This is a genomic window from Pedococcus bigeumensis (assembly GCF_039531795.1).
GTDB classification, from domain to species: domain Bacteria; phylum Actinomycetota; class Actinomycetes; order Actinomycetales; family Dermatophilaceae; genus Pedococcus; species Pedococcus bigeumensis.
The window spans coordinates 416,811-439,121 of sequence record NZ_BAAAQS010000005.1 but is presented as its reverse complement, the minus strand read 5'-3'; the positions used below and the strand labels follow the sequence as shown (position 1 = coordinate 439,121).

Annotated in this window: 18 protein-coding genes; 6 read left to right on the top strand and 12 right to left on the bottom strand. The window is 72.3% G+C overall.

What is annotated here, in order from left to right; all coding sequences use genetic code 11:
- Positions 1 to 94: 94 nt before the first annotated feature.
- The gene (locus ABD262_RS17740; protein WP_344139057.1) at positions 95 to 1,558 is read left to right on the top strand and encodes a peptide ligase PGM1-related protein; all 1,464 of its coding nucleotides are present in this window, start codon (positions 95 to 97) and stop codon (positions 1,556 to 1,558) included.
- Positions 1,559 to 1,564: 6 nt separating this feature from the next.
- Here the strand turns inward: ABD262_RS17740 and ABD262_RS17735 are convergent, their stop codons facing one another.
- Positions 1,565 to 2,386, bottom strand: coding sequence for an alpha/beta fold hydrolase (locus ABD262_RS17735; RefSeq protein ID WP_344139055.1), 822 nt, complete (start codon positions 2,384 to 2,386; stop codon positions 1,565 to 1,567).
- A gap of 95 nt (positions 2,387 to 2,481) precedes the next feature.
- Here ABD262_RS17735 and pruA point away from each other — a divergent pair, with 95 nt between their 5' ends.
- Complete coding sequence (pruA, locus tag ABD262_RS17730; RefSeq protein WP_344139053.1) at positions 2,482 to 4,110, top strand: L-glutamate gamma-semialdehyde dehydrogenase; 1,629 nt, start codon at positions 2,482 to 2,484, stop codon at positions 4,108 to 4,110.
- Between the two features lie 76 nt (positions 4,111 to 4,186).
- Here the strand turns inward: pruA and ABD262_RS17725 are convergent, their stop codons facing one another.
- The 7 genes from ABD262_RS17725 to ABD262_RS17695 form a co-directional block, all read right to left on the bottom strand.
- Positions 4,187 to 4,678, bottom strand: a complete 492-nt coding sequence (locus ABD262_RS17725) for a DUF2505 domain-containing protein (protein WP_344139051.1) — start codon at positions 4,676 to 4,678, stop codon at positions 4,187 to 4,189.
- A gap of 72 nt (positions 4,679 to 4,750) precedes the next feature.
- Positions 4,751 to 5,659: a 5-oxoprolinase subunit C family protein gene (locus tag ABD262_RS17720; RefSeq protein WP_344139049.1), complete on the bottom strand. Its 909-nt coding sequence runs from the start codon at positions 5,657 to 5,659 to the stop codon at positions 4,751 to 4,753.
- Positions 5,656 to 6,354: a 5-oxoprolinase subunit B family protein gene (locus tag ABD262_RS17715; RefSeq protein ID WP_344139047.1), complete on the bottom strand. Its 699-nt coding sequence runs from the start codon at positions 6,352 to 6,354 to the stop codon at positions 5,656 to 5,658. The genes ABD262_RS17720 and ABD262_RS17715 overlap by 4 nt, the downstream gene beginning before the upstream one ends.
- A gap of 6 nt (positions 6,355 to 6,360) precedes the next feature.
- Positions 6,361 to 7,131 (bottom strand): LamB/YcsF family protein, encoded by a 771-nt coding sequence (locus ABD262_RS17710; protein ID WP_344139045.1) that lies wholly within the window; start codon positions 7,129 to 7,131, stop codon positions 6,361 to 6,363.
- Positions 7,128 to 7,649, bottom strand: coding sequence for a hypothetical protein (locus ABD262_RS17705; protein ID WP_344139043.1), 522 nt, complete (start codon positions 7,647 to 7,649; stop codon positions 7,128 to 7,130). The genes ABD262_RS17710 and ABD262_RS17705 overlap by 4 nt, the downstream gene beginning before the upstream one ends.
- A complete protein-coding gene (locus tag ABD262_RS17700; RefSeq protein WP_344139041.1) occupies positions 7,646 to 7,933 on the bottom strand; it encodes a hypothetical protein in 288 nt (95 codons plus the stop codon). The genes ABD262_RS17705 and ABD262_RS17700 overlap by 4 nt, the downstream gene beginning before the upstream one ends.
- A gap of 89 nt (positions 7,934 to 8,022) precedes the next feature.
- Complete coding sequence (locus tag ABD262_RS17695; RefSeq protein ID WP_344139039.1) at positions 8,023 to 8,181, bottom strand: DUF6131 family protein; 159 nt, start codon at positions 8,179 to 8,181, stop codon at positions 8,023 to 8,025.
- A 206-nt stretch (positions 8,182 to 8,387) separates the two neighbouring features.
- On the opposite strand from ABD262_RS17695, the gene ABD262_RS17690 reads away from it, so the two are divergent.
- Entirely contained in the window at positions 8,388 to 13,292 is a 4,905-nt protein-coding gene (locus tag ABD262_RS17690; protein ID WP_344139037.1) for an NAD-glutamate dehydrogenase, read from the top strand.
- 77 nt (positions 13,293 to 13,369) lie between these two features.
- Here ABD262_RS17690 and ABD262_RS17685 read toward each other — a convergent pair whose 3' ends face one another.
- Complete coding sequence (locus ABD262_RS17685) at positions 13,370 to 13,888, bottom strand: hypothetical protein (RefSeq protein ID WP_344139035.1); 519 nt, start codon at positions 13,886 to 13,888, stop codon at positions 13,370 to 13,372.
- 63 nt (positions 13,889 to 13,951) lie between these two features.
- Between ABD262_RS17685 and ABD262_RS17680 the strand changes: the two genes are divergently transcribed.
- On the top strand, positions 13,952 to 14,662 hold the full coding sequence (locus ABD262_RS17680; protein WP_344139033.1) for an MOSC domain-containing protein: 711 nt from the start codon (positions 13,952 to 13,954) through the stop codon (positions 14,660 to 14,662).
- Positions 14,663 to 14,754: 92 nt separating this feature from the next.
- Entirely contained in the window at positions 14,755 to 16,248 is a 1,494-nt protein-coding gene (locus ABD262_RS17675) for a sensor histidine kinase (RefSeq protein ID WP_344139031.1), read from the top strand.
- A gap of 54 nt (positions 16,249 to 16,302) precedes the next feature.
- Here the strand turns inward: ABD262_RS17675 and ABD262_RS17670 are convergent, their stop codons facing one another.
- Positions 16,303 to 16,551, bottom strand: a complete 249-nt coding sequence (locus tag ABD262_RS17670; RefSeq protein ID WP_344139029.1) for a WhiB family transcriptional regulator — start codon at positions 16,549 to 16,551, stop codon at positions 16,303 to 16,305.
- 427 nt (positions 16,552 to 16,978) lie between these two features.
- On the opposite strand from ABD262_RS17670, the gene ABD262_RS17665 reads away from it, so the two are divergent.
- A complete protein-coding gene (locus tag ABD262_RS17665) occupies positions 16,979 to 17,383 on the top strand; it encodes a hypothetical protein (RefSeq protein WP_344139027.1) in 405 nt (134 codons plus the stop codon).
- 40 nt (positions 17,384 to 17,423) lie between these two features.
- Here ABD262_RS17665 and ABD262_RS17660 read toward each other — a convergent pair whose 3' ends face one another.
- Both ABD262_RS17660 and ABD262_RS17655 read right to left on the bottom strand, forming a co-directional pair.
- Positions 17,424 to 17,834 (bottom strand): PPOX class F420-dependent oxidoreductase, encoded by a 411-nt coding sequence (locus tag ABD262_RS17660; protein WP_344139025.1) that lies wholly within the window; start codon positions 17,832 to 17,834, stop codon positions 17,424 to 17,426.
- Positions 17,831 to 22,216, bottom strand: a complete 4,386-nt coding sequence (locus ABD262_RS17655) for an FtsK/SpoIIIE domain-containing protein (protein ID WP_344139023.1) — start codon at positions 22,214 to 22,216, stop codon at positions 17,831 to 17,833. Before ABD262_RS17655 ends, ABD262_RS17660 begins: the two co-directional genes overlap by 4 nt.
- Between the last annotated feature and the right edge of the window lie 95 nt (positions 22,217 to 22,311).

The window sequence follows — 22,311 nt, the reverse complement described above, 5'->3', positions numbered from 1 at the left end:
GGTCGGCGGTCGCCCTGCCACTACGGAAAACGCTGGTTCCGCCCCTTGGCCGCCCGCCCTGATGCTCGGGGCAGCGCAGCAGTCGGGAGGCGGTGTGGTCATCGACGCGGAACGGCAGGCCGGGCTGGCCGACGCCGTGCGCGTCAACCACGTCGGGTCGACGACACCGCACGTCGTGGTGATCCTGCCGTCCTTCAGCCTGGCCGACAGCCTGCTGGCCCACTATGCGACCCGGATCGGCGCCTACGAGCACCGCTACCTGCTCGGCACCCTCATGCTCCCGAGGGTGCCGGGGTGCCAGATCGTCTTCGTCACCTGCCAGACGCCTGAGCCGGAGGTGCTCGACTACTACGACCGGCTGGCTTCGCCGGCACGTCCTGGTGGCCTGCTCGACCGCCTCCACGTCGTCACCGTCGACGACCCGTCACCCCGGTCGGTGTCTGCCAAGCTCCTCGACCGCCCGGACCTCCTGGACCACGTGCGGAGGCTGACCGAGGGACGGCTCGCGTTCATCGAGCCGTGGAACGTCACCGACACCGAAGTCGAGGTGTCGCGCGCGCTGGGGGTCCCCCTCAACGGCACGGACCCCGCCGTGTGGCCGCTGTGCTTCAAGAGCGCCGGTCGACGGCTCTTCCGGGAGGTCGGCGTCCCGATCCCCGTGGGAATCGAGGACGTCCGCGACGTCGCCGGCGTCGGCGAGGCGGTGGCCCGCATCCGGCGAGAACGTCCACGGCTCCATGCGGTGGTGGTCAAGCACGACAACAGCGGCGCCGGCGACGGCAACGTCGTGGTCGTCGTGCGTGACGCGTCGGGACGGCGGGTCCGGCAGGACGACATCGTGGCGAGCCTGCGCGGGTCGTTGCCGGCTTGGTACGTCACCGACCTCGGCGCGGGTGCGGTGGTGGAGGAGCTGTTGACCGGCGGCTTGGTGCACAGTCCCAGCGCGCAGGTCGACATCCGGCCCGACGGCTCGGTGTCCGTGCTGTCGACCCACGAGCAGATCCTCGGGGGCGAGAACGGTCAGGTGTACTCGGGGTGCCGCTTCCCCGCCGACCCGGAGTATGCCGGGCGGCTGGGGGAGCACGCCGCTGCCGTCGGTCGGTGGCTGGCCGACCGCGGGGCTCGGGGCCGCCTCGGCGTGGACTTCCTGGCCGTGCGGCGGCATGGACGGTGGGACGTGCGCGCGCTCGAGGTCAACCTGCGCAAGGGCGGCACGACCCATCCGTTCTCCGCCCTGCGCCATCTGGTGCCGGGCAGCTACGACGCCGCGACGGGCCGCTACGACCTCGAGGACCGGAGTGGCACCCGGTGCTACCGCTCGTCCGACGGCTTGCTGGATCCCTCATGGATGTCGCTGACGCCCCGGCGGGTCATCGACGCGGTGGCCGCAGCCGGTCTCGAGTTCGACCCCGGTCGGCGCACGGGGGTCGTCCTCCACCTGCTCAGCGGCCTGCGCGTCGACGGCCGGCTCGGCGTGACGGCGATCGGGGCCGACCGCGACGAGGCGGAGCGGCTCTACGCGGACACCGAGCGCGTCGTGGCGTCCCAGGTCTCCTGAGCCGCGTCAGGCGTGGCCGGCCAGCCACGGGTCGACGAGGGCGTGGAACGCCTCGGCGCGGTCGCGGCGCACGCAGTGGCCTGCGCCCTCGACCACCCGGATGTCGACCAGCGGGTTCGCGATCCCTGCTGCGCTGGCGCGGACCGCCGGGCTCACCGGGCCACCGCGCTCGGCGAGGAGCACCAGCGCCGGCGCTGCGATCGAGGCGACGATGTCGTCCCACGGCTCGAGCAGGTTGGCGATGCCGAGGTCGAGGAAGGCCAGGTCGACCTGGGCCTTGGACTCGACCCACGGCGCGAGCTCGACGTCGGGCCAGGTCGGGTTGTCGGCCCGCCCCTTCTCCAACTGCCCGGCGGGGTCGTCGGCGAAGGCCCGGCACTCCGCGACCCGTTCGTGGACGACGCCCCGGGGCTGCACCCGCTCGGCCGCGTCCCGCCACGCCGGGTCCTCCAGCACCACGGCCGCCACCAGGTCGGGCCGGCGCGCGGCCAGCGCCCCGGCCAGCCCGCCGCCCATCGAGTGGCCCACCGCCAGCACCCGCCCACCGTGCGCGGCAGCGACGCGCGCGACGGTGGCCTCGGCCGCGGCATACATCGCCTCCATCGGGTCGGGGGAGGCCAGCTGTTCGGGGGTGAACCGGGGGGAGCGGCCGTGGCCGAGCAGGTCGACGCCGATCAGGCGGTAGTCCGGCGACCAACGACGCACGGCGTCCGGCCAGCAGTCCCCGGAGTCGCCCAGGCCGTGCAGGAGCACGATGGTGGGGGCGCTCGGGTCCGCGGGGCCGGACCAGCGGTAGGCGAGCTCGGTGGCGTCGAGGGCAGGCGGCATACGTGACACCATAGGTGCGCGCTGCGCCGCCACCAGAGCCGTTGGGGCGGCGGTCGCGCCCGAGCCACCGAAGCGACCCCGAGGAGCCAGCCCACATGGATGCCGTCACCCAGGTGCCCGTCCCCGTCAACGAGACCGTCCTGGACTACGCGCCGGGCAGCCCCGAGCGCGCCTCGCTCGAGGTGGCCCTCGCCGAGCTGGGCAGCTCCAGCGTCGACCTGCCCCACACCATCGCGGGCAATCGGGTCATGGGCTCGGGCAAGAAGATCGAGGTCCGCCAGCCGCACGCGCGCCGCAAGGTGCTGGGCACGATGCGCAACGCGACCCTGGGCGACGCGCAGGCGGCGGTCGACGCGGCCAAGGCCGCGGCGCCGCAGTGGCGCGAGACGTCGTTCGACGACCGGGCCGCGATCCTGCTCAAGGCCGCCGAGCTGCTCTCCGGCCCGTGGCGCGCCCACCTCAACGCGGCCACCATGCTCGGCCAGTCGAAGACGGCCTACCAGGCCGAGATCGACGCCGCGTGCGAGCTGATCGACTTCTGGCGGATCAACGTCCACTTCGCGCGGCAGATCCTCGCCGAGCAGCCGCCGCTCAACGCCAAGGGCATCTGGAACCGCACCGACCACCGCCCGCTCGAGGGCTTCGTCTACGCGATCACGCCGTTCAACTTCACTGCGATCGCCGGCAACCTGCCCACCGCCCCGGCGCTGATGGGCAACACGGTCGTGTGGAAGCCGAGCCCGACCCAGCAGTTCGCGGCCCACCTCACCATGTCACTGCTCGAAGAGGCCGGGATGCCGCCGGGCGTCATCAACATGGTGACCGGCGACGGCCTCAACGTCTCGAAGGTCGCCCTCGCCGACCCCGACCTGGCCGGTATCCACTTCACCGGGTCGACGCCGACGTTCCAGCACCTGTGGCAGGAGGTCGGCGCCAACCTGCCGAGCTACCGCACCTACCCGCGCCTGGTCGGCGAGACCGGCGGCAAGGACTTCATCCTGGCCCACCCGTCGGCCGACCCCGACGTGTTGCGCACGGCGATGATCCGCGGCGCTTTCGAGTTCCAGGGTCAGAAGTGCTCGGCCGCGTCCCGTGCCTACGTGCCGCGCTCGCTGTGGAAGAAGATCAAGGCCGACCTCGTCTCGATCACCAACGGCCTCAGCCAGGGCGACGTCACCGACCTGTCGAACTTCATGGGCGCCGTCATCGACGAGCGCGCCTACGCCAAGCACACGGCCGCCATCGACCGCGCGCACGCCACGACCGGCGTCGACGTGGTGGCCGGTGGCACCTACGACGACAGCGAGGGGTGGTTCATCCGCCCGACCGTCCTCGAGATCGACGACCCGACCGACGAGTCCTTCCGCACCGAGTACTTCGGCCCGATCCTGTCGGTGCACGTCTACCCCGACCGCCAGTACGACAAGGTGCTCGACCAGATGGAGTCGTTCGCGCCGTTCGGCCTCACCGGGTCGATCATCGCCCAGGACCGCTACGTGATCGCCGACGCGACCTCGCGGCTGCGGTTCGCGGCCGGCAACTTCTACATCAACGACAAGCCGACCGGCGCGGTCGTGGGGCAGCAACCGTTCGGTGGCGGTCGGGCCTCGGGCACCAACGACAAGGCCGGTGCCGCCCAGAACCTCCTGCGCTGGACCAGCGCACGCTCCATCAAGGAGACCTTCAACCCGCCGAAGGCGCACGCCTACCCGCACATGGGCTGACGGCGTCGACGTGAGGGGAGCGGGGTGCCGCTCACCTCACGTCACGCCAGTGCTTGTCACGTCAGTGCCTGTCGCGTCAGCGCTTCAGCCACTTCGCGGCGGTCAGTGCCTCGATGTCGATGGCCTCCTCGATCGGCGGCGCGGCGGCCTTCTCGATCTTGCCGCCGATGAGCGGCACCTTGGCCTTGAGCTCGGCCTCGATCGTCTCGACGGTGCCACCCCCGCCGGGGGCGAGCATCATCGTGCCCTGGAGGGCGATGGGCGCGCCGGCGACCGTCATGTCGACCGTGCCGCGGCGGCCGCCACCGGACGAGGCCGGGCCCCAGTCCTGCGTCTCGGTCACCTTGAGGGTGGGGCCGACCATCGACTTGGCGAAGTCGGGCAACCCGTCGCTCGGCAGGATGCGCTCGGTGGTGATGACGGTGTGGTCGCCGACGGTCTTGACGTCAGCCGAGTGCTTGATGGCCGCGGTGGCCGCGCACTTCGCCTCCTGGAACTTCACGTCCGACAGGACTGCGAAGACCTCCTCGGGGGTCGCGGCGTACTCGATCGTCTTGGCGATCTTCATGCGTCTTCTCCTGTCACCGGGATGCTGCCCACCAGGTGGCGGGCGTTGCGTCGCCAGCGTATCCACCGGGCCTCAGGGCCGCGACGAGACCAACCGGAGCCGCACCCCCTGACCGGGCACCAGCTGGGCGGCGAGGTCAGCCGAACGCTCGGTCAGCACCGCGACGACGGGGTAGCCGCCGGTCACCGGGTGGTCGGCGAGGAACACGACAGGGCGCCCGTCGGCCGGCACCTGCACGGCCCCTCGGACCACGCCCTCGCTGGGGAGCTCGCGGCCCGCGAACCGCGCAGACCAGGTGAGGGCCGGACCGGCGAGCCGGACTCCCACGCGGTCGCTGGCCGGGTCGATGGTCCATGCCGACGACGTCAGCTCTGCGACGTCGCGCAGCCAGTCGTCCCGTGGCCCGGGCAGGACCTCGAGCGTCACGGTGCCGGCCGATGGGGTGGGGACCGGGGCCACGTCGACCGTCGGGTGGCCCACCGGGGCGCCCACGGGGAGCAGGTCACCCCTGCGCAAGGGTGGGGGACCGATCGCGGAAAGCGTGTCGTGCGAGCGTGATCCGAGCACCGGGTCCACGTCGATGCCCCCGCGGACGCTGACATACGTGCGCAGTCCGCTGGTGGGCCGGCCGAGGTCGAGCACCGCCCCGTCGCCCAGCACGAAGGGCGCGGCGTGGCCGACGGGTATGCCGTCTGCGGTCGCAGTCGTGGGAGCGCCGGTGAGGACCACCAGGACCGCACGGTCGGCGCGCAACGCCAAGCCGCCGTGGTGCACCTCGATGGCGGCGAGGTCGGTGTCCTGTCCCAGGAGCCGGGCGCCGAGGGCGTGGGCCGCGCGGTCCGCGGCCCCCGAGGTGCAGACCCCGAGGTCGGACAGGCCCGGGCGGCCCCGGTCCTGGAGGAGGGCCAGGGGGCCGGTCTCCAGGACCTCGAGCCGGGCGTATGCCGCGTGGCCGGCCCGCGTGGGTCGGTCGCCGCTCACGTGGCACCGTCTACGTCGACGGGGTCCGCGTCGACAGCATCCGCGTCGACGAACTGCACCCGCAGGCCCGGCCGCAGCAGGGCCGGCGGGTCGCGGTCGAGGTCCCAGAGGACCTGCTCGGTGTGGCCGATGAGCTGCCAGCCCCCGGGGGAGGAGCGTGGGTAGATGCCGCTGAACTCCCCGGCCAGCCCCACGGCCCCAGCCGGCACCCGGGTCCGCGGCGTCGGGCGTCGCGGGACGCCGAGACGCGGGTCGCCACCCACGAGGTAGGCGAAGCCGGGCGCGAACCCGCTGAAGCCCACGCGCCAGAGGCTGCTGGTGTGTGCCGCGACGACCTCGTGACTCGACAGCCCGGTCAGCTCCGCGACCTCGGCGAGGTCGGGGCCGTCGTAGCGGACCGTGATCGCGACGTCGGGCACCCGAGCGGCAGGCGCGCTGCCCCCCTGAGCCGGGACGGTGGTGCTCCCGGTGCCGGAGCCGGCCCGAAGCGCTTCCTGGACGGCGGATCGCACGCCGGCCAGCGCGGCCGCCGAGTCGGCGACCAGCAGGAGCGTGCGGGCGCCGGCCACGGCGTCGAGCAGACCCGGCGCGCGGTCGTCGACCCAGAGCCGGCGGTGCAGCTCGAGCAGCTCCTCGAGGGAGTCTGCCTCGACGAGGACGGCCCGCTCGCCGCTGGGCAACAGCCGACCGGTCACGACGGCCTAGCCGTCGGCCGCGACGAACGGGTGGATGGTGACACCAGCTGCCTCGAGGCCGGCGCGCACGGCGGTGGCCATCGACACGGCACCGGGGCTGTCGCCGTGGAGGCACAGCGACCGGGCACCGACCGTGACCGCCGTCCCGTCGGACGCGTCGACCCGGCCGGTGACCACCATGCGCACGGCCCGGGCGGCCACGGACGACGGGTCGTGCAGGACGGCGCCCTCCTCGCTGCGGGGGACCAGCCGGCCCTGCGGCGTGTAGGCGCGGTCGGCGAAGGCTTCCGTCACGGTGGGCAGCCCGGCGGCCTGCGCGACGGCCAGCAGCACCGAGTCGGGGAGGCCGAGCACGGGCAGCGACGGGTCCACCCTGCGCACCGCCTCCACCACCGCGGCGGCCTGGGCCTCGTGGTGGACGACGGCGTTGTAGAGCGCGCCGTGGGGCTTGACGTAGCGGACCTTCGCGCCGACCGCGGCGCAGATGCCCTGCAGCGCGCCGAGCTGGTAGACCACGTCGGCCAGCAGGTCGGCCGGGTCGAGGTCGATGAACCGGCGACCGAAACCCGGGAGGTCGTGGTAGCCGACCTGGGCACCGATGACGACCCCGCGCTCGGCGGCCTGTTCACAGACGCGCAACAGTCCACGGGGGTCGCCGGCGTGGAAGCCACAGGCGATGTTGGCGCTCGTGACGACGTCGAGCATGGCCTCGTCCTCGCCCAGCGTCCACCGCCCGAACGACTCGCCGAGGTCGGCGTTGAGGTCGACGGTGGTCATCGTCGCAACGCTTCCGCGTGGGTGGCCAACACCTGGTGCGACTCGCGCAGGGCGACGACGAGGCGGCGCCGTCGCTGGGCGACGAGGGCGGTGACCGCGTCGAGCTCGGCCTGGAGCTGCGCGACGGCCGCGAGCTGGTGGGCGCTGGCGGCACCGTCGGCGACCCCGCTGACGCCCCAGGCCGTGGCGACCCCGCCATCGTCACCGACCCGGAGCCCGGCCTGGGTGGCACGGGTGGCGATCCGGCGGCAGTCGGCGACCGCCTCGGACAGGTCGGCGGAGTGGGCCTGCAGGGCCGACCCGATCCGGTCGACCTCGCGGGCTGCGGCGGCCGTGGCGGCGTCGAGGGCGTCGACGCGTCGGCGGGCCTGCCGGAGCACGGGGACGGACGGCGCGAGGTCGCCGTGGTCGAACGCGTCGTGGGCCGTGCGACCCGAGGTCCGCAGTCGGGTGGCGAGTCGGCGCAGCGTGCCACCGAGGTGGGAGCAGGAAGCCGGGTCGCCGGCGACGACGCTCATGACCGCACCCGGTCTCGGTCGTCGGGTCGGGCCGGGTCGGTGGGGGAGTCGAGCGACGCGACCCGCATCCGACCGGCGAGGTCCGTGGCGGTCGCGTCGACCTCGCGCAGGAGATCAGCGACCTGCTCGACCCAGCGGTCGAGGACGGCCTGCGTCTCGCGGTCACCGACCTCGGGGAACTGCTCCAGGAGCTCCTGGGCACCGTCCCGCGCACACTCGCCCAGCGGCTCCAGAGCCGCGCCCAGCGAGCGGAGACGGTCGGGGTCGACCCGGGCGGGCGGCATACCCCTCACTGTAGTGAGGTCATGGCAACGGCCCCCGGAGATACCCACATGGGGCACTCCGAGGGCCGTTCGTCACGAACGAGGTCCGGTCAGTACCAGTGCTTCCTGCCACCGATGGCCCGGCCCGTGCCACCCAGGATGGCCAGGACGAGCCCGACCACGATGAGGATGGCGCCGATGGTCACCAGGATCTTGAGGCTCGCGACCAACAGGCCGAGGATGAGCAGAATGATGCCGAGGACGATCACGTGGAACTCCTTGCTTCGGGGGATGCAAACACCCCACCTCACCACACATCGGGGAAAAACACACGTTGACCTGCGCTGATGGGCTGCGCATGGGGCCTGAGGGGCGGGGTGTGCCGCCTGCGACTCGTGAGCGATAGTCTCGGCTGGGTCGCACAGCGTGGTGCGGCGGCAGTGCACGATCTGCAGTGCCCGAGGACCTAGTGAGGATGAAGTCGACCGCCATGTCTGCGTCGCTGGAGCAGTCCCGTCAGCAACTCCTGCACACCGCCGCCGAGCGCGCGGACCACGCCGGTGGTGAGGCGGTCGAAGAGTTCCTGCGCACGTACTACCGCCACGTGGCCACCGAGGACCTGTTGGCCCGGGCCCCCGAGGACCTGCTCGGCGCGGCGATGGCCCACCGCGACCTGGCCAAGGACCGCCCGGTCGGCACCGCCAAGGTGGAGGTCTTCAACCCCGAGGTCGAGGAGCAGGGCTGGGCCAGCGGGCACACCGTGGTCCAGATCGTCACCGACGACATGCCGTTCCTCGTCGACTCGGTGAGTGCCGAGCTCCAGCGGATGGACCGCGCCGTGCACCTCGTCGTGCACCCCACCATGCGCGTGCGTCGCAACGCGGCGGGACAGCTCGAAGAGGTGGTCCTCGACGGCTCCGGCGCGAACGCGCGGTCCGGCTCGGACGACGGCTTCGGCCTCGTCCGTGAGTCGTGGATGCACCTGGAGATCGACCGCGACAGCAGCGCTGACGACCGCGCCACCATCGCCGAGGGCCTGCGCGGCATCCTCGGCAACGTCCGTGAGGCGGTCGAGGACTGGCCCAAGATGAAGGCCACCTGCTCGCAGCTGGCCCGCGACCTCGCCGACGCGCCGCCCACCGGCATCCCCGAGGAGGAGGTGGAGCAGGCCCGCGGCCTCCTGGAGTGGCTGGCCGACAACCACTTCACCTTCCTCGGCTACCGCGAGTACGCGCTGCACCGTGGGTCGGACGCCGACCGGCTGGAAGCCGTCCAGGGCACCGGCCTGGGTCTCCTGCGCTACGACCCCACCGGTGACGGCGTGCTGCTCAGCGAGCAGGCCAAGGCGGTGGCGCGGGCGCGCGAGCTGCTCATCATCACCAAGGCCAACTCGCGGGCGACGGTGCACCGCAACACCTACCTCGACTACGTGAGCGTCAAGCAGTTCGACGACGCGGGCGAGGTGACGGGGGAGAAGCGCTTCCTGGGGCTGTTCACCTCCAGCGCCTACACCGAGTCCGTGACCCGGGTGCCGGTGCTGCGCGACAAGGTCGCCGCGATCTTCCAGCGCACCGGTTTCCTGCCCGACTCCCACTCGGGCAAGGACCTGCTCGAGGTGCTCGAGAACTACCCGCGCGACGAGCTCTTCCAGGCCGAGGAGGAGTCGCTCTACGACAACGCGACCGCGGTGCTCCACCTCCAGGAGCGGCGCAAGACCAAGCTGTTCCTGCGGCGCGACCGGTTCGGCCGGTTCGTGTCCTGCCTCGTCTACATCCCCCGCGACCGCTACAACACGGGCGTCCGCCTCAAGATGGAATCCATTCTGCGACAGGCGTTTCCGGGTGCCACGGTGGACTTCACGACCCGGGTCTCGGAGTCCGTGCTGGCGCGACTGCACTTCGTCGTGCGGGTCCCGTCCGGTGAGTCGATCCCCTCGATCGACGAGGCGGTGCTCGAGCGCCAGCTCGTCGACGCGACGCGCACCTGGGAGGAGGACCTCGGCGAGGCGGCTCGGGCCGAGCACGGCGAGGAGGCCGCAGCGCGACTGTCCGGCCTCTACGGACGTGCCTTCCCCGAGGCCTACAAGGAGGACTTCGCCTCGCGGGTCGGGGTGTCCGACATCCGGCACATGGACGCGCTGGACAGCGACGAGGCCACCGGCCTGAACATGTACCAGGAGCCCGGGGCCCCCGCGAACGAGCGCCGGTTCAAGCTCTACCGCCGCAGCCCGCTGTCGCTGACCCAGGTGCTGCCGATGTTCACCCACATGGGTGTCGAGGTCGTCGACGAGCGGCCCTACGAGATCTCGCGTGGCGACGGGGTGGGCCTCTGGGTCTACGACTTCGGCCTGCGGGTGCGTGACGACAAGGTGTGGACCGGTGACGGCGGCCGTGACCGGCTCCGCGAGCTGTTCCAGGACGCGGTCGGGGCGGTGTGGCACGGCCAGGCGGAGTCCGACGGCTTCAACGCCCTCGTCCTCGGCGCCGGGCTGACCTGGCGACAGGTCGTCATCCTGCGCACGGTCGCCAAGTACCTGCGCCAGACGGGGTCGACGTTCTCCCAGGACTACGTCGAGTCGGCGCTGGTCTCCAACCTGCGGCTCGCCGCCAAGCTGGTGGCCCTGTTCGAGGCCCGTTTCGACCCGAGCCGGTATGCCGGTGAGGCGGGTCCCGAGCGCGAGGCCGCGCAGGGCGCGTTGTGCGAGCAGATCACCAGTGACCTCGACGAGGTCAAGAGCCTCGACCACGACCGGATCATCCGGGCCTTCCTCGGGGTCATCACGGCGACGCTGCGGACGAACTACTACCAGGCCGCCGAGTCCGGCGAGGCTAAGTCCTACGTCTCCATCAAGCTGAACCCGAAGAAGGTGCCCGACCTGCCGGCCCCCCGGCCGCAGTTCGAGATCTTCGTCTACTCGCCGCGCGTCGAGGGCGTGCACCTGCGCTTCGGCCCGGTGGCCCGGGGCGGGCTGCGGTGGTCCGACCGCCGCGAGGACTTCCGCACCGAGGTGCTCGGCCTCGTCAAGGCGCAGATGGTCAAGAACGCCGTCATCGTGCCGACCGGCTCCAAGGGCGGGTTCTACGCCAAGCAGCTGCCCGACCCGACCGTCGACCGCGACGCCTGGCTCGCCGAGGGCATCGGCTCCTACAAGGTGTTCATCTCCGGGCTGCTCGACGTCACCGACAACCGGGACGGCTCGCAGATCGTGCCGCCGCCCTCCGTGGTGCGGCACGACCCCGACGACTCCTACCTCGTGGTGGCGGCCGACAAGGGCACGGCGACGTTCTCCGACATCGCGAACGGCGTCGCCCAGTCCTACGGCTTCTGGCTCGACGACGGCTTCGCCTCGGGTGGTTCGGCCGGCTACGACCACAAGGCCATGGGCATCACCGCCCGCGGCGCGTGGGAGTCGGTCAAGCGGCACTTCCGCGAGATGGGCCACGACACGCAGACCGAGGACTTCACCGCAGTTGGCATCGGCGACATGTCCGGCGACGTCTTCGGCAACGGCATGCTGTTGTCCGAGCACATCCGCCTGGTGGCCGCGTTCGACCACCGGCACATCTTCATCGACCCGGATCCCGTTGCGGCGACGAGCTTCCCCGAGCGCCAGCGGCTGTTCGAGCTGCCCCGCTCCTCGTGGGCCGACTACGACACCTCGCTCATCTCGGCCGGTGGTGGCGTCTTCGACCGCTCGCTGAAGTCGATCGCGATCACCCCCGAGATGACCGCGGCGCTGGGGCTGCCCGCGAACGCCACCTCGATGACCCCCGCCGAGCTGATGAAGTCGATCCTGCAGGCGCCCGTCGACCTGCTCTGGAACGGCGGCATCGGCACCTACGTCAAGGCGGCCGGCGAGAGCAGCACCGACATCGGCGACCGCGCCAACGACGCGATCCGGGTCGACGGCGCACAGCTGCGGTGCAAGGTCGTCGGTGAGGGCGGCAACCTCGGGCTGAGCCAGCTCGGCCGCATCGAGGCGGCGCTGCACGGCGTGCGGGTCAACACCGACGCCATCGACAACTCCGCCGGCGTCGACACCTCCGACCACGAGGTCAACATCAAGATCCTGCTCACCTCCCTGGTCAAGGGCGGTGACATGACGCTCAAGCAGCGCAACACCCTGCTCGCGTCGATGACCGACGACGTCGCCGCGCAGGTGCTGCGCGACAACTACGAGCAGAACGTGCTGCTCGGCAACGCCCGCGCGCAGGAGCACCCGATGCTGCCGGTGCACCAGCGCCTCATCCACTGGCTGGAGGAGCGGGGCGACCTCGACCGGGCGCTGGAGTTCCTGCCGACCGACACCGAGATCGACCGACGCTTCGCTGACGGCCTCGGCCTGAAGTCTCCCGAGTTCTCGGTGCTCGTGGCCTACGCCAAGCTGGCGCTCAAGGAGGACCTGCTGCCGTCGGAGCTGCCCGACGACCCGTGGTTCCAGACCACCCTGACCGACTACTTCCCGGCTGCGCTGCGTGAGCAGTTCGCCAGCGAGCTGGCCGAGCACCCGCTGCGCCGCGAGATCATCACCAACTCGGTGGTCAACTCGATGGTCAACCGGGGCGGCATCACGTTCGCGTTCCGGGCGATGGAGGAGACCGGGGCGACCCCGGAGCAGATCGCCCGCGCCTTCGTGGTCTGTCGCGAGATCTTCGACCTACCGAGCTTCGTCCACGCGGTCGAGGAGCTCGACAACGTCGTGTCCACCGACGTGCAGAGCCAGCTCTACCTCGAGTTCCGGCGGCTGATCGACCGCTCGATGCGCTGGTTCCTCACCTCGCGCCCGTCGCGGCTCGACGTCGCGAACGAGGTGAAGCGGTTCGGGTCGGTGGTCCGCGAGTTCGCCCCCCAGATCCACGAGCTGCTGAAGGGCGCTGAGCTGAAGCGGTTGCAGCACAACGCCTCCCGGCTCGGCAAGGTCGGCGTGCCCGAGGACCTCGCACTCCGCTCGGCCAGCCTGCTCGACCAGTTCTCGCTGCTCGACATCGTCGACATCGCCACCGACACGGGCGAGTCGCCGGCCGACGTGGCCCCGCTCTACTTCGTGCTCTCGGAGCGGTTCGGGATCGACGCCATGCTCACTCGGGTCACCAACCTGCCGCGTGACGACCGGTGGGACGCGCTGGCGCGTGGTGCCCTCCGCGACGACCTGTATGCCGTGCTGGAGAGCCTCGTGCGCTCCGTCATCGATGCCTCGACCTCGGGGGCTGCGCCCCTGGCGCGCTACGACGAGTGGGCCAAGGCGAACGCCGAGAGCCTGGCGCGGGCCAAGACGGCGCTCAGCGGCATCGAGCGACTCGACAAGCCCAACATCGCCGCCCTGTCGGTCGCCCTGCGCACCCTGCGCTCGGTGATCCGCTCCGGCGCCGCGACGTCCTAGGGGTCGGCAGCGCTCGGTGATCCGGTCCGGCGCCGCGACGTCCTAGGGGTCGGCAGCCGAGCGCCCGGACGCCGTGGTCAGCTGGCGAGCGCGCCCGCGACCACGGCGAGCACCACGAACAGCGCGAGCACGCCCAGGCCCACCCAGAGGCAGCCCATGCCCGGGCGGGGCTGCTTGGTGAAGCCGATGTTGCCGCGCGCGAACTGGTGCACGGGCGGGGCGTACCAGACCTCGACGACCTGCCCGGGTGCCACGGTCGTGTCGATCCCGGCCTGGCCGTAGGTGCGCATCCACTGCGTGTCGACGTCGATGTGGTTGGGCCCGACGTAGACCGGCAGGTCCTGCACGCCGTAGCGCGAGGGCACCGGGTGGCCGTTGATCCGCACCCGCGGAGTGATGGCGTTGGACGTCAGCACGGACCCCTGGATGGTGAGCCGGATCGTGCCCACCGCGGGCTGGGCCTGCTGGCCGGGCTGGGTCGGCTGGGCCGACTGCACGGGCGCGATGGGCTGGGCAGACTCCGCGGGCGGGCCGGGCTGGGTCGGTTGGGTGGGCTGCTCGGGTGGCACGGGCGGCGGAGACGACGGCACGGTCATGGTCGCCGAGAGTAGGCCGAAACCGGTCCGGAGTGGGACGAACCGCGCGGATACAGTGGGCCCGTGACCGCCTCGACGCCCCCGCCCCGCGTCCAGCTCGTGACCCGCTACCCGGTGAAGTCGATGGGTGGGGAGCCCCTCGCCACCGCCGAGGTCGGGCCGACCGGTCTGGTCGGCGACCGCGAGTGGGCGGTCTACGGGGCGGACGGCAAGCTCGCGAGCGGCAAGCACTCCCGTCGCTTCCGCAGGATGGACCCGGTCTTCGACCTGGTCGCCGCACAGCGTGCGGGCGACACCGTGGTGACCCTGCCGGACGGGTCGGAGGTCGCGCTCGGTCCCGGCAACGCGGACTCGTCCGTCTCGGCCCACTTCGGCGAACCGGTCACGGTGCGCAGAGAGAGCGACGTGCCGCACCAGGACGCCGCCACCTTCTCGCTCGTGGGCAGCGCGACCCTGGTGGAGCTGGGACGCCACGAGGGCGACGGGCGCCCGCTCGACCCTCGCCACCTGCGCGCCAACGTCGTCGTCACCACCACGGAGCCGTATGCCGAGGAGTCGTGGATCGGGCGCGACCTCACCGTCGGCACGGTGCGGCTGCGGGTGACCGAGGCCACCGGCCGGTGCCGGATGGTCGGGGTCGCCCAGGTCGGGCTGCCCGAGCGCCCGAGGATGCTCCAGGCGATCAGCGACCACCACGACCTGCTGGCCGGCGTCTACGCATCCGTGCTCCAGCCGGGCACCATCGCCGTCGGCGACGCCGTCGTCCTCACCTGACGGTCGTCGCCCGCGCCTGACGGCGGTCACTGCCGAGGTGTCCAACGTGAGCACGTCGTCGGCGCCCGCGGTCCGCCGATTAGGCTTCCCGCGTGCCCACCCTCAACGAGGTGCTCCAGTCCGCCACCGACCTCGCCCCCGCCGAGGTCGAGTGGCTGCAGCTGCTCGTCGGTGACTGGCAGCTGATCTCGGACCTGTCCTTCGGTGACCTCGTGCTGTGGGTGCCGGGCGGGCTGGAGGGCTGGTTGGCGGTGGCGCACGTGCGACCCACGACCGGCCAGATGGTGTTCTTCGAGGACGTCGTGGGGCGACGCACCCACCGGGGGCGGCAGTCGTTGCTCGACCAGGCCTACCTCGACCAGCGGATCGTGCGCGAGAAGGACCCGATCTTCCGCGACGACATGCCGGTCCGCGAGGAGGCCATCCCCGTCGTGAGGGAGGGCCGCGCGCTCGCGGTGATCACGCGGCATACCAACCTGGCGGCGATGCGGACTCCCAGCAGGCTGGAGCTGACCTACCAGGCGCTCGCCGACGCGTTGGCGCGGATGATCGCGGCAGGGGAGTTTCCCAACACCTCGGCGCCCACCGGGCAACGGCGGGGCGCGCCGCGCGTCGGCGACGGCGTGATCCGGCTCGACGTCAACGGGATCGTGTCCTACGCCAGCCCCAACGCCCTCTCCGCCGTCCACCGCCTCGGCCACGTCGGCGACGTCATCGGTGAGCTGCTCGCCAAGGTGGTCGCCGACCTCCTGCGTGACGAGTCGCCGGTCGACGAGTCCCTGGCGCTCGTGGTCACCGGCCGGGCGCCGTGGCGCACCGAGGTGACCTCGCGCGGTGCGAGCGTGTCGATGCGCGCCATCCCGATCACCGAGGGCGGCATCCGGGTCGGCGCGCTGTTGCTCCTGCGCGACGTGTCCGAGCTCCGCCGCCGTGAGCTCGAGCTGCTCACCAAGGACGCGACGATCCGCGAGATCCACCACCGGGTGAAGAACAACCTCCAGACCGTCGCGGCCCTGCTGCGGCTCCAGGCCCGGAGGCTCCCCGAGGGCGAGGCCGGTCGGGTGGCGCTGGAGGAGGCGGTGCGGCGCGTCGGGGTGATCGCGTTGGTGCACGAGACGCTGAGCCAGGGGTTCGACGAGACGGTGGACTTCGACGACATCGCAGTGCGTGGCCTGCAGGCGATCACCGAGGTGGCCAAGATCGAGCACCCGATCACCTCGCAGGTGCGGGGGTCGTTCGGCACGTTGCGCGCCGAGGACGCCACCGCGCTCGCGATGGTGCTCTCCGAGCTGGTGCAGAACGCCGTCGAGCACGGTCTCGCCGAGACCGGCGGGGGCACCGTCGACATCGAGGCGGAGCGCTCGACCGACGACCGCGGCGACGAGCTGCTCACCGTGACGATCACCGACGACGGGGCGGGGCTGCCGGCCGACTTCAAGCCGGGCGGCTCGGGGCTCGGCACCCAGATCGTGCAGTCGCTCGTGCAGGACCTGCGGGGTCGGATCACCTGGGGCGCAGCAAAGCCGCGCGGGACGCGGGTGCGTTTCATCGCGCGGCTTCGGCCACTGGGGAGGGACGGCGCCTGAGCGCGGTCCGGGTCGTCTGTAGTTGTGTCTGAAGCTGTGCGGGGTCGAGCTCGGTCAGCCGGCGCGGCGGGCGCGGGCGTTGCGACGCTTGAGGGCGCGGCGCTCGTCCTCGGACATGCCGCCCCAGACGCCGGCGTCCTGGCCGGACTCGATGGCCCACTTCAGGCAGACGTCGACGACGGGGCATCGCCGACAGACGGCCTTTGCCTCCTCGATCTGGAGGATGGCCGGGCCGGTGTTCCCGATCGGGAAGAACAGCTCGGGGTCCTCGTCGAGGCAGGCAGCGCGATCGCGCCAATCCATGAAGGGTGCTCCTTGTAGTGCAGGGGGGTTCGCATCCGCGTGATGTGGCCCTGGGGGTGCGGACCTCACAGCACGGACGCGTCATTGCGGGGGGTGTGCAGGGGGTCGTGCGCCTGAGCAGGTCAGGGCCAGCGGCAAACACTACTAGCCGACCCATTTCCGCACAGGGTGAAACGCGTTCGCACCCCAAGTCTGGGGGGTGGACGCACTTCTGCCAACGGGTTGCCGCGGCTTTCTGTTCCAGACTGACGCATCCCCGCCGGAATAGACACCCTGAGCACGACATTTCGGCGGGGTAACGGTGAGGTGTTGGTCACATGTCGGACGAACCGCGTCACCTCCACCCACTCCGGGCTACCCGTGGCCCGCTCCCCGACGCCGGTATGCCGCGTGCGCGGCTTCCGCGCACGGGCCTAGCCTGAGTGCCGTGACCAGTCCGGCTCCTGCCCCGTCCCGCCCCCGCGACCCGTTCCGTGCCGTCGCGGCCGGCATCTGCGCCCTGCAGGCGCTGGCGCTGCTCGGGTTCGTCGGGTTCTACCTCTGGGAGCTGACCCAGGACTCCGCCGCCGACGCGACTCGGGTCGTCATGTCGGCCCTGCTGATCCTCGTCTTCGCGGTGGGCATCGCGGCGCTGGCGCGGGGCTGGCTGCGTGGCGACAACTGGCCCAGCACGCCGACCGTCGTCTGGAACGCGTTGCTGCTCCCGGTCGGCTGGAGCCTCGTGCAAGGCGACCGCGGGCTGGTCGGGGCCCTGGTGATCCTCATCGCCCTCGTCGGCATCCTCGCCGCGATCCGGGCCGACACGAGGGACCGCGACGTCGCCGAGGAGTGAGCCGGAGCGAGATGACGCGGCTGGGTTGAGGCGGCTGCGATCAGGCGGCCGGGTCCGGCGCCGTGATGCGCAGCATGACCCGCTGGGGTGCGCCACGGCGGATGAGCCGCTCGATGCCCATGACGAGGCGGTACTCGAGGGAGTACTTGGCTCCCATCACGGAGTCGAGGCGGTACATCGCCTCCCGGCCCTCGACGACCTCGGCCACGCCGCCGACCGGCGGCACGGAGGTGTCGGCCTTGCCGCGACGGCTCGACGGGCGCAGCGTGATCCGCGCGTCGTTGCGCAGTCGCTTGACCTTGCCGCTGCCACTCGGGGTCGTCACGATCAGGGTCTCGCCGTCGCGACCGACCCACACCGTCGTGTCGACGGCCTCGCCGGACTTGCGGAACGTGGTGAGGGAGACGAACTTCTCGTCACCGAGGGCGGCCAGGTCTGGGGGGAGGGTCACCTCCTGACCGTAGTCGAGGCGACCTGGATCGGTAGCGCGGCCCCCGAGCTCACGAGGTAGCCCCGACCCGGTGGTGCACTGCGATCCGCCGGGACTCGCGCGCCGAGCAGGTCGGCGGCCGTCGTGCTCGACGGCCCCAGCAGGACGCCAGTGCGGTGTCGCGCCACGCCGACCGCCAGTCCGCGGTACTGCACGGACACGGAGTCGGCCTCTGCTCCCACGACGACGAGTCCGCGGTCGCGGTCGACCAGGTCGCTGAGCTCCCGCACCGTCGCATCGAGGGGGGTGTCGAGCAGCCGGTCGGCGTCATCGACCACGACGGCGAGGCCGGGTGCCCGTCGCCGCAGCTCCACGAGCTCGTCGACGCGTCGTGGGTCGGGGCACCACAGGATCCGCGGGTCCTGACGAAGCGCGGCCCACGCGGCTGTGGGCGCCGCGACCACGCAGAGCGGACGGCCTTGTGTCGCAAGGCCCCTCGCGACAGTGGCGAGCGTGGTGCTGACGCCGGAGCCGGTGCCGCCGAGGACCGCCCAACGGCGTCCGTCGCGAGCGGGGCTGAGCCCTCGAGGGGCGAGCTCGTCACCCCCGATCCCCACCAGCACCAGGTCGTCCGGTCGAGCTGCCGGTGGGAACGACTCCACCGACACGAGGGCCGGGAGGGCATCGACGCGCCACGGGCGTCGCGATGCGTGTCCGTGGTGTCCGTGGTGTCCGTGGTGTCTCTCATGACCGGGGTCGCCGTCGTGACCGCTGCGGCCGTCGGTGGACCTGACCCGGGCCGGCTGCGACGGCACCGCGATCTGGACCTCACGGCCGTCCGGGAGAACGCCCCTGCCGGGCGGCTGTTCGACCGGCGCCATGCGCGGTGGCAGGCCCGCCAGGAGGAGATCGGTGGGGTCGCTCAGCCGGAGCAGGACCCTGTGGGTCAGGACCGAGGCGGCGCGACCGACGAGCAGGGCCCGGTCTCCGGCGAGCACGCCGGTGAGACCGAGACCGGCACCTTCCCGCAGCAGACCGAGCAGCTGGGTGACCACCCGCCCGCCGTCCTGGTCGTCGGCCCGCTGCGCAAGCAGGTCCCAGTCGTCGACGAGGAGGACGAGCCGAGGGGGTGCCGTCGTCGGCTCCGTGCCGCGCCAATGGCTCATCGAGGAGTGCCCCGACCCGGCGAGCTGCCCGCGACGGGTCGCCAGCTCCTTCGACAAGGCGAGCACCAGCCGACGCACACGTGCCAGGTCGTCGATCTGCACGTGCGCGCCGCAATGGGGCAGTGCCTGCACCGCCGAGAGCGCACCTCCGCCCACGGCATACACATGGAGGTCGCTGGGCCCCCAGTTGACGGTCGCCGAGCCGGCGACCGCGAGCAGAGCAGTGCTGCGGCCGCTCCCCGCGGCGCCCACGAAACCCCAGTGGCCGGGCTCATCGAGACACACCTCGAGCGGCCGCTGACGCTGCAGCGCAGGTTCGTCGACGAGACCGATCGGGAGTCGCGTGGGGTCCGCAGGCCTGGCCAGCGACTGCGCGTCGAGATGCTCGGGCAGCGGCGGGAGCCAGGCACTGGCGGCGTGCTGGGCCCCCGTCCGGGCGACCGCGGACGCCACGGCAGCAACCACAGCAGACAGGTCCGTGGGTGGGTCGGCGTCGTCGGCGGACCCCGGCCACGGCTCCGGGGGCCCACCGCACGGCAGTCGCCGCACCCGGATGCCGTCGGACGGCCCGTGCGTCACCGCGGCGCCGGCGTGTGCCGTCTGGAACGCGGTGAGCGGACCGCCTGCCACGCGGGCGAGCGCCCGGCCGGGCGTGGCAGGTTCCAGGGCTACGGCATCCGGAACGTCGATCACGTCGGCCGAGTCGGACCTGTCCCGCAGACGCAGGCCGATGCGCAGGTTCATGTTCGCCTTGATGTCTGCCGTGACCACCCCTGCCGGGCGTTGGGTGGCGAGCACCAGGTGGACGCCCAGGGACCGTCCGAGTGCGGCCACGGACACCATGCCGTCGATGAAGCCGGGCAGCTCCTCCGCCAGCGCCCGGAACTCGTCGATGATGATGACCAGTCGGGGGAGGGGTTCATCACCGGCTACCGAAGTCGACTGGTACGACACGAAGTCCGTGACCTGCGCAGCCGCCAGCAGTCGTTCTCGACGCTTGAGCTCGGCCCGGAGGGAGGTGAGCGCTCGAGCACCCAGGTGCTCGTCCAGGTCGGTGACCACGGCGGCGACGTGCGGGAGCGGGGCGCACTCCCGAAAGGCCGCCCCGCCCTTGTAGTCGATGAGGACGAGCGACAGGCGCTCCGGACGGTGGTGCACTGCGAACGAGGCGACGAGCGTGCGCAGGAGCTCGGACTTGCCGGCGCCGGTGGTGCCGGCCACCAGCACGTGCGGGCCGTCGCAGGCGAGGTCGATCCGGAACGGCGCCTCCCCGGTGTGACCGATCGGCACGCAGGCACTTCCCGGGTCCTCGGACCAGGAGCGTGCGATCGTTGCGGCCATCGTCCCGTCATCCTCGAGACCGAGGAGCTCACGGAGTCCGAGCCTCTCGGGAGGCGGGTCGGCTGCCGTTCCCGGGGTCGCGTCGCGAAGCGGCGCGAGGCCACGGCTGAGGCGGTCGGCCCACCACGGGCCGACCCGGTCCACCACGACACGGGTGGGCGCGGCGCCGGGTCGGTGCAGCACGGGTGTGGTGGTGGAGAGGTCGAGGACCGCCCGGCACTCCGAAGGCAGCCCGGACCGCTCGTCGGCGACCGCCAGGACACAGACCCCGACGGAAGGACCCAGCTCCACCACGGTCGTCAGGTCAGGGAGCCCGCGTAGGGCGGCCTCCCCATCCACCACCACGAGGATCCGCGGGCCCACCCACGGGCCGTCCCGGATGTCATGACGGGCGACCCGTCGCCGGACCACGTCGGCAAGAGCGGTGGCGCCGCCCCGTGCGGCATCGGGCTGCTGCAGGTCCAGCAGCCAGCCGGGGCGCGGTTGTCCTGCAGCCGTGCGGACATGGGGCAGCCGTGCCATCCAGGACCACTCGGCCTCCACGCGATGACGCCCGGTGGCCAGCACCAGCTCGAGGTCGAGGGGGGAGGACAGTGTGGCGAGCTGCCCCAGGACGACCCTCAGCAAGCCCATGGCCGCACGGCGCTGCCCACAGATGCCCGACACACCCAGCTCGGCGAGGGGGAGGGCGCACGGAACGCGGTGCAGGAGAGGGTGTTCGGGGAGGCCTGCCGCGGGGGCCTGCACCTTCAGCGCGGCCGGGGTGCTCCACCACCCGACGCTGACGGTGAGCGCGTCAGGATCGGTGCGTCGGCGTTCCCAGACCCGTGCCGTCGGCATCGTGGCCGACAGCAGGACCTGGGCCGGGTCCGGTAGGCAGCCGCTCAGCCGGTCGGCCTCGTCCCGGCAGGCGGAGCGCACCCGGTCCTCCGCCTCGCGGAGGTGACGCAGGTATGCCGCGTGCTCTGCGGCATACCTGCGCTTGCCGGTGAGCCGGTCGCCGATGACGTTGCCCGCCATGAGTAAGGGGCTCATGACGGCGAAGGCGAGCATCATCGGGCCGAAGAGCAGGGCCATCACGCCGGCGATCGGCAGGGGCAGCAGCATGGGCAGCCAAGGCACCCGCGAAGTGGCTGGCACGGTGGGCGGTGCGGGTAGCGAGACCGACTGCGGAAGTGGCGCCGCCACCAGGCGCGGTCGGCGGCGGACGGTCACGGTGCCGTCGCCGCGCGCCGCAACGGCGGCCGGCTCGCCGTCGCCACCGCGGAGCTCCACGAGGCTGTCGCCCACCCGCGCGACGGCCCCGATGCTGGCCGGGTGAGGGCCTGCGCCGACAGGAGCTCCGTCGAGCTCGGTGCCGTTCGTCGAGCCCAGGTCGGCGATCGTGATGCAGTCGGTGGCGATGGTGAGCACGGCGTGGACGCGCGAGAGCCGTGGGTCGTCGATCACGATCGCGGCCTCCGATCCCCGGCCGAGCGTGTGCTGTCCAGGTGCCAGCTCCACCGTGCGCCCGGCGTCCGGGCCGTGGGTGACCGCCACCGTGACGGGGGAGCGTGGCCGCCAGTCGCCCGGCGTGGGCAGCGGAGCCGGGCCGAGGACGAGGGTGACGGCTGCGCCGTCGACGAGGGGTGTCCTGCCCACCGCTGCCCCTTCCTCGACGGCCATCCCTGCCACCGAGAGAGCGGGTGCGGCCGGGTCGTCAGGGCCATCGGGGCCATCGGGGCCGTCGGGGCCGTCGGGGCCGTCGGGGCCGTCGGGGCCGGCGAGCGCGTGCGCAAGGGCGCCCGCCAGCTGACCGGCCGTTGACCCGGGGGAAGCCTCCACCTCGACCTCGACAGGACGGGGCGGGGATCCGCCGCCGGGTGCCGGCAGCAGCACGGTGAGCTGGAGACGCATCCAGCGACCGTAGGGACGAGGCCGCAGCACCTCGCCGGATTTCCACACCTGTGGACAACCCGGCGGCAGCATTCGCCGATGCCCTTAAAGTCCGG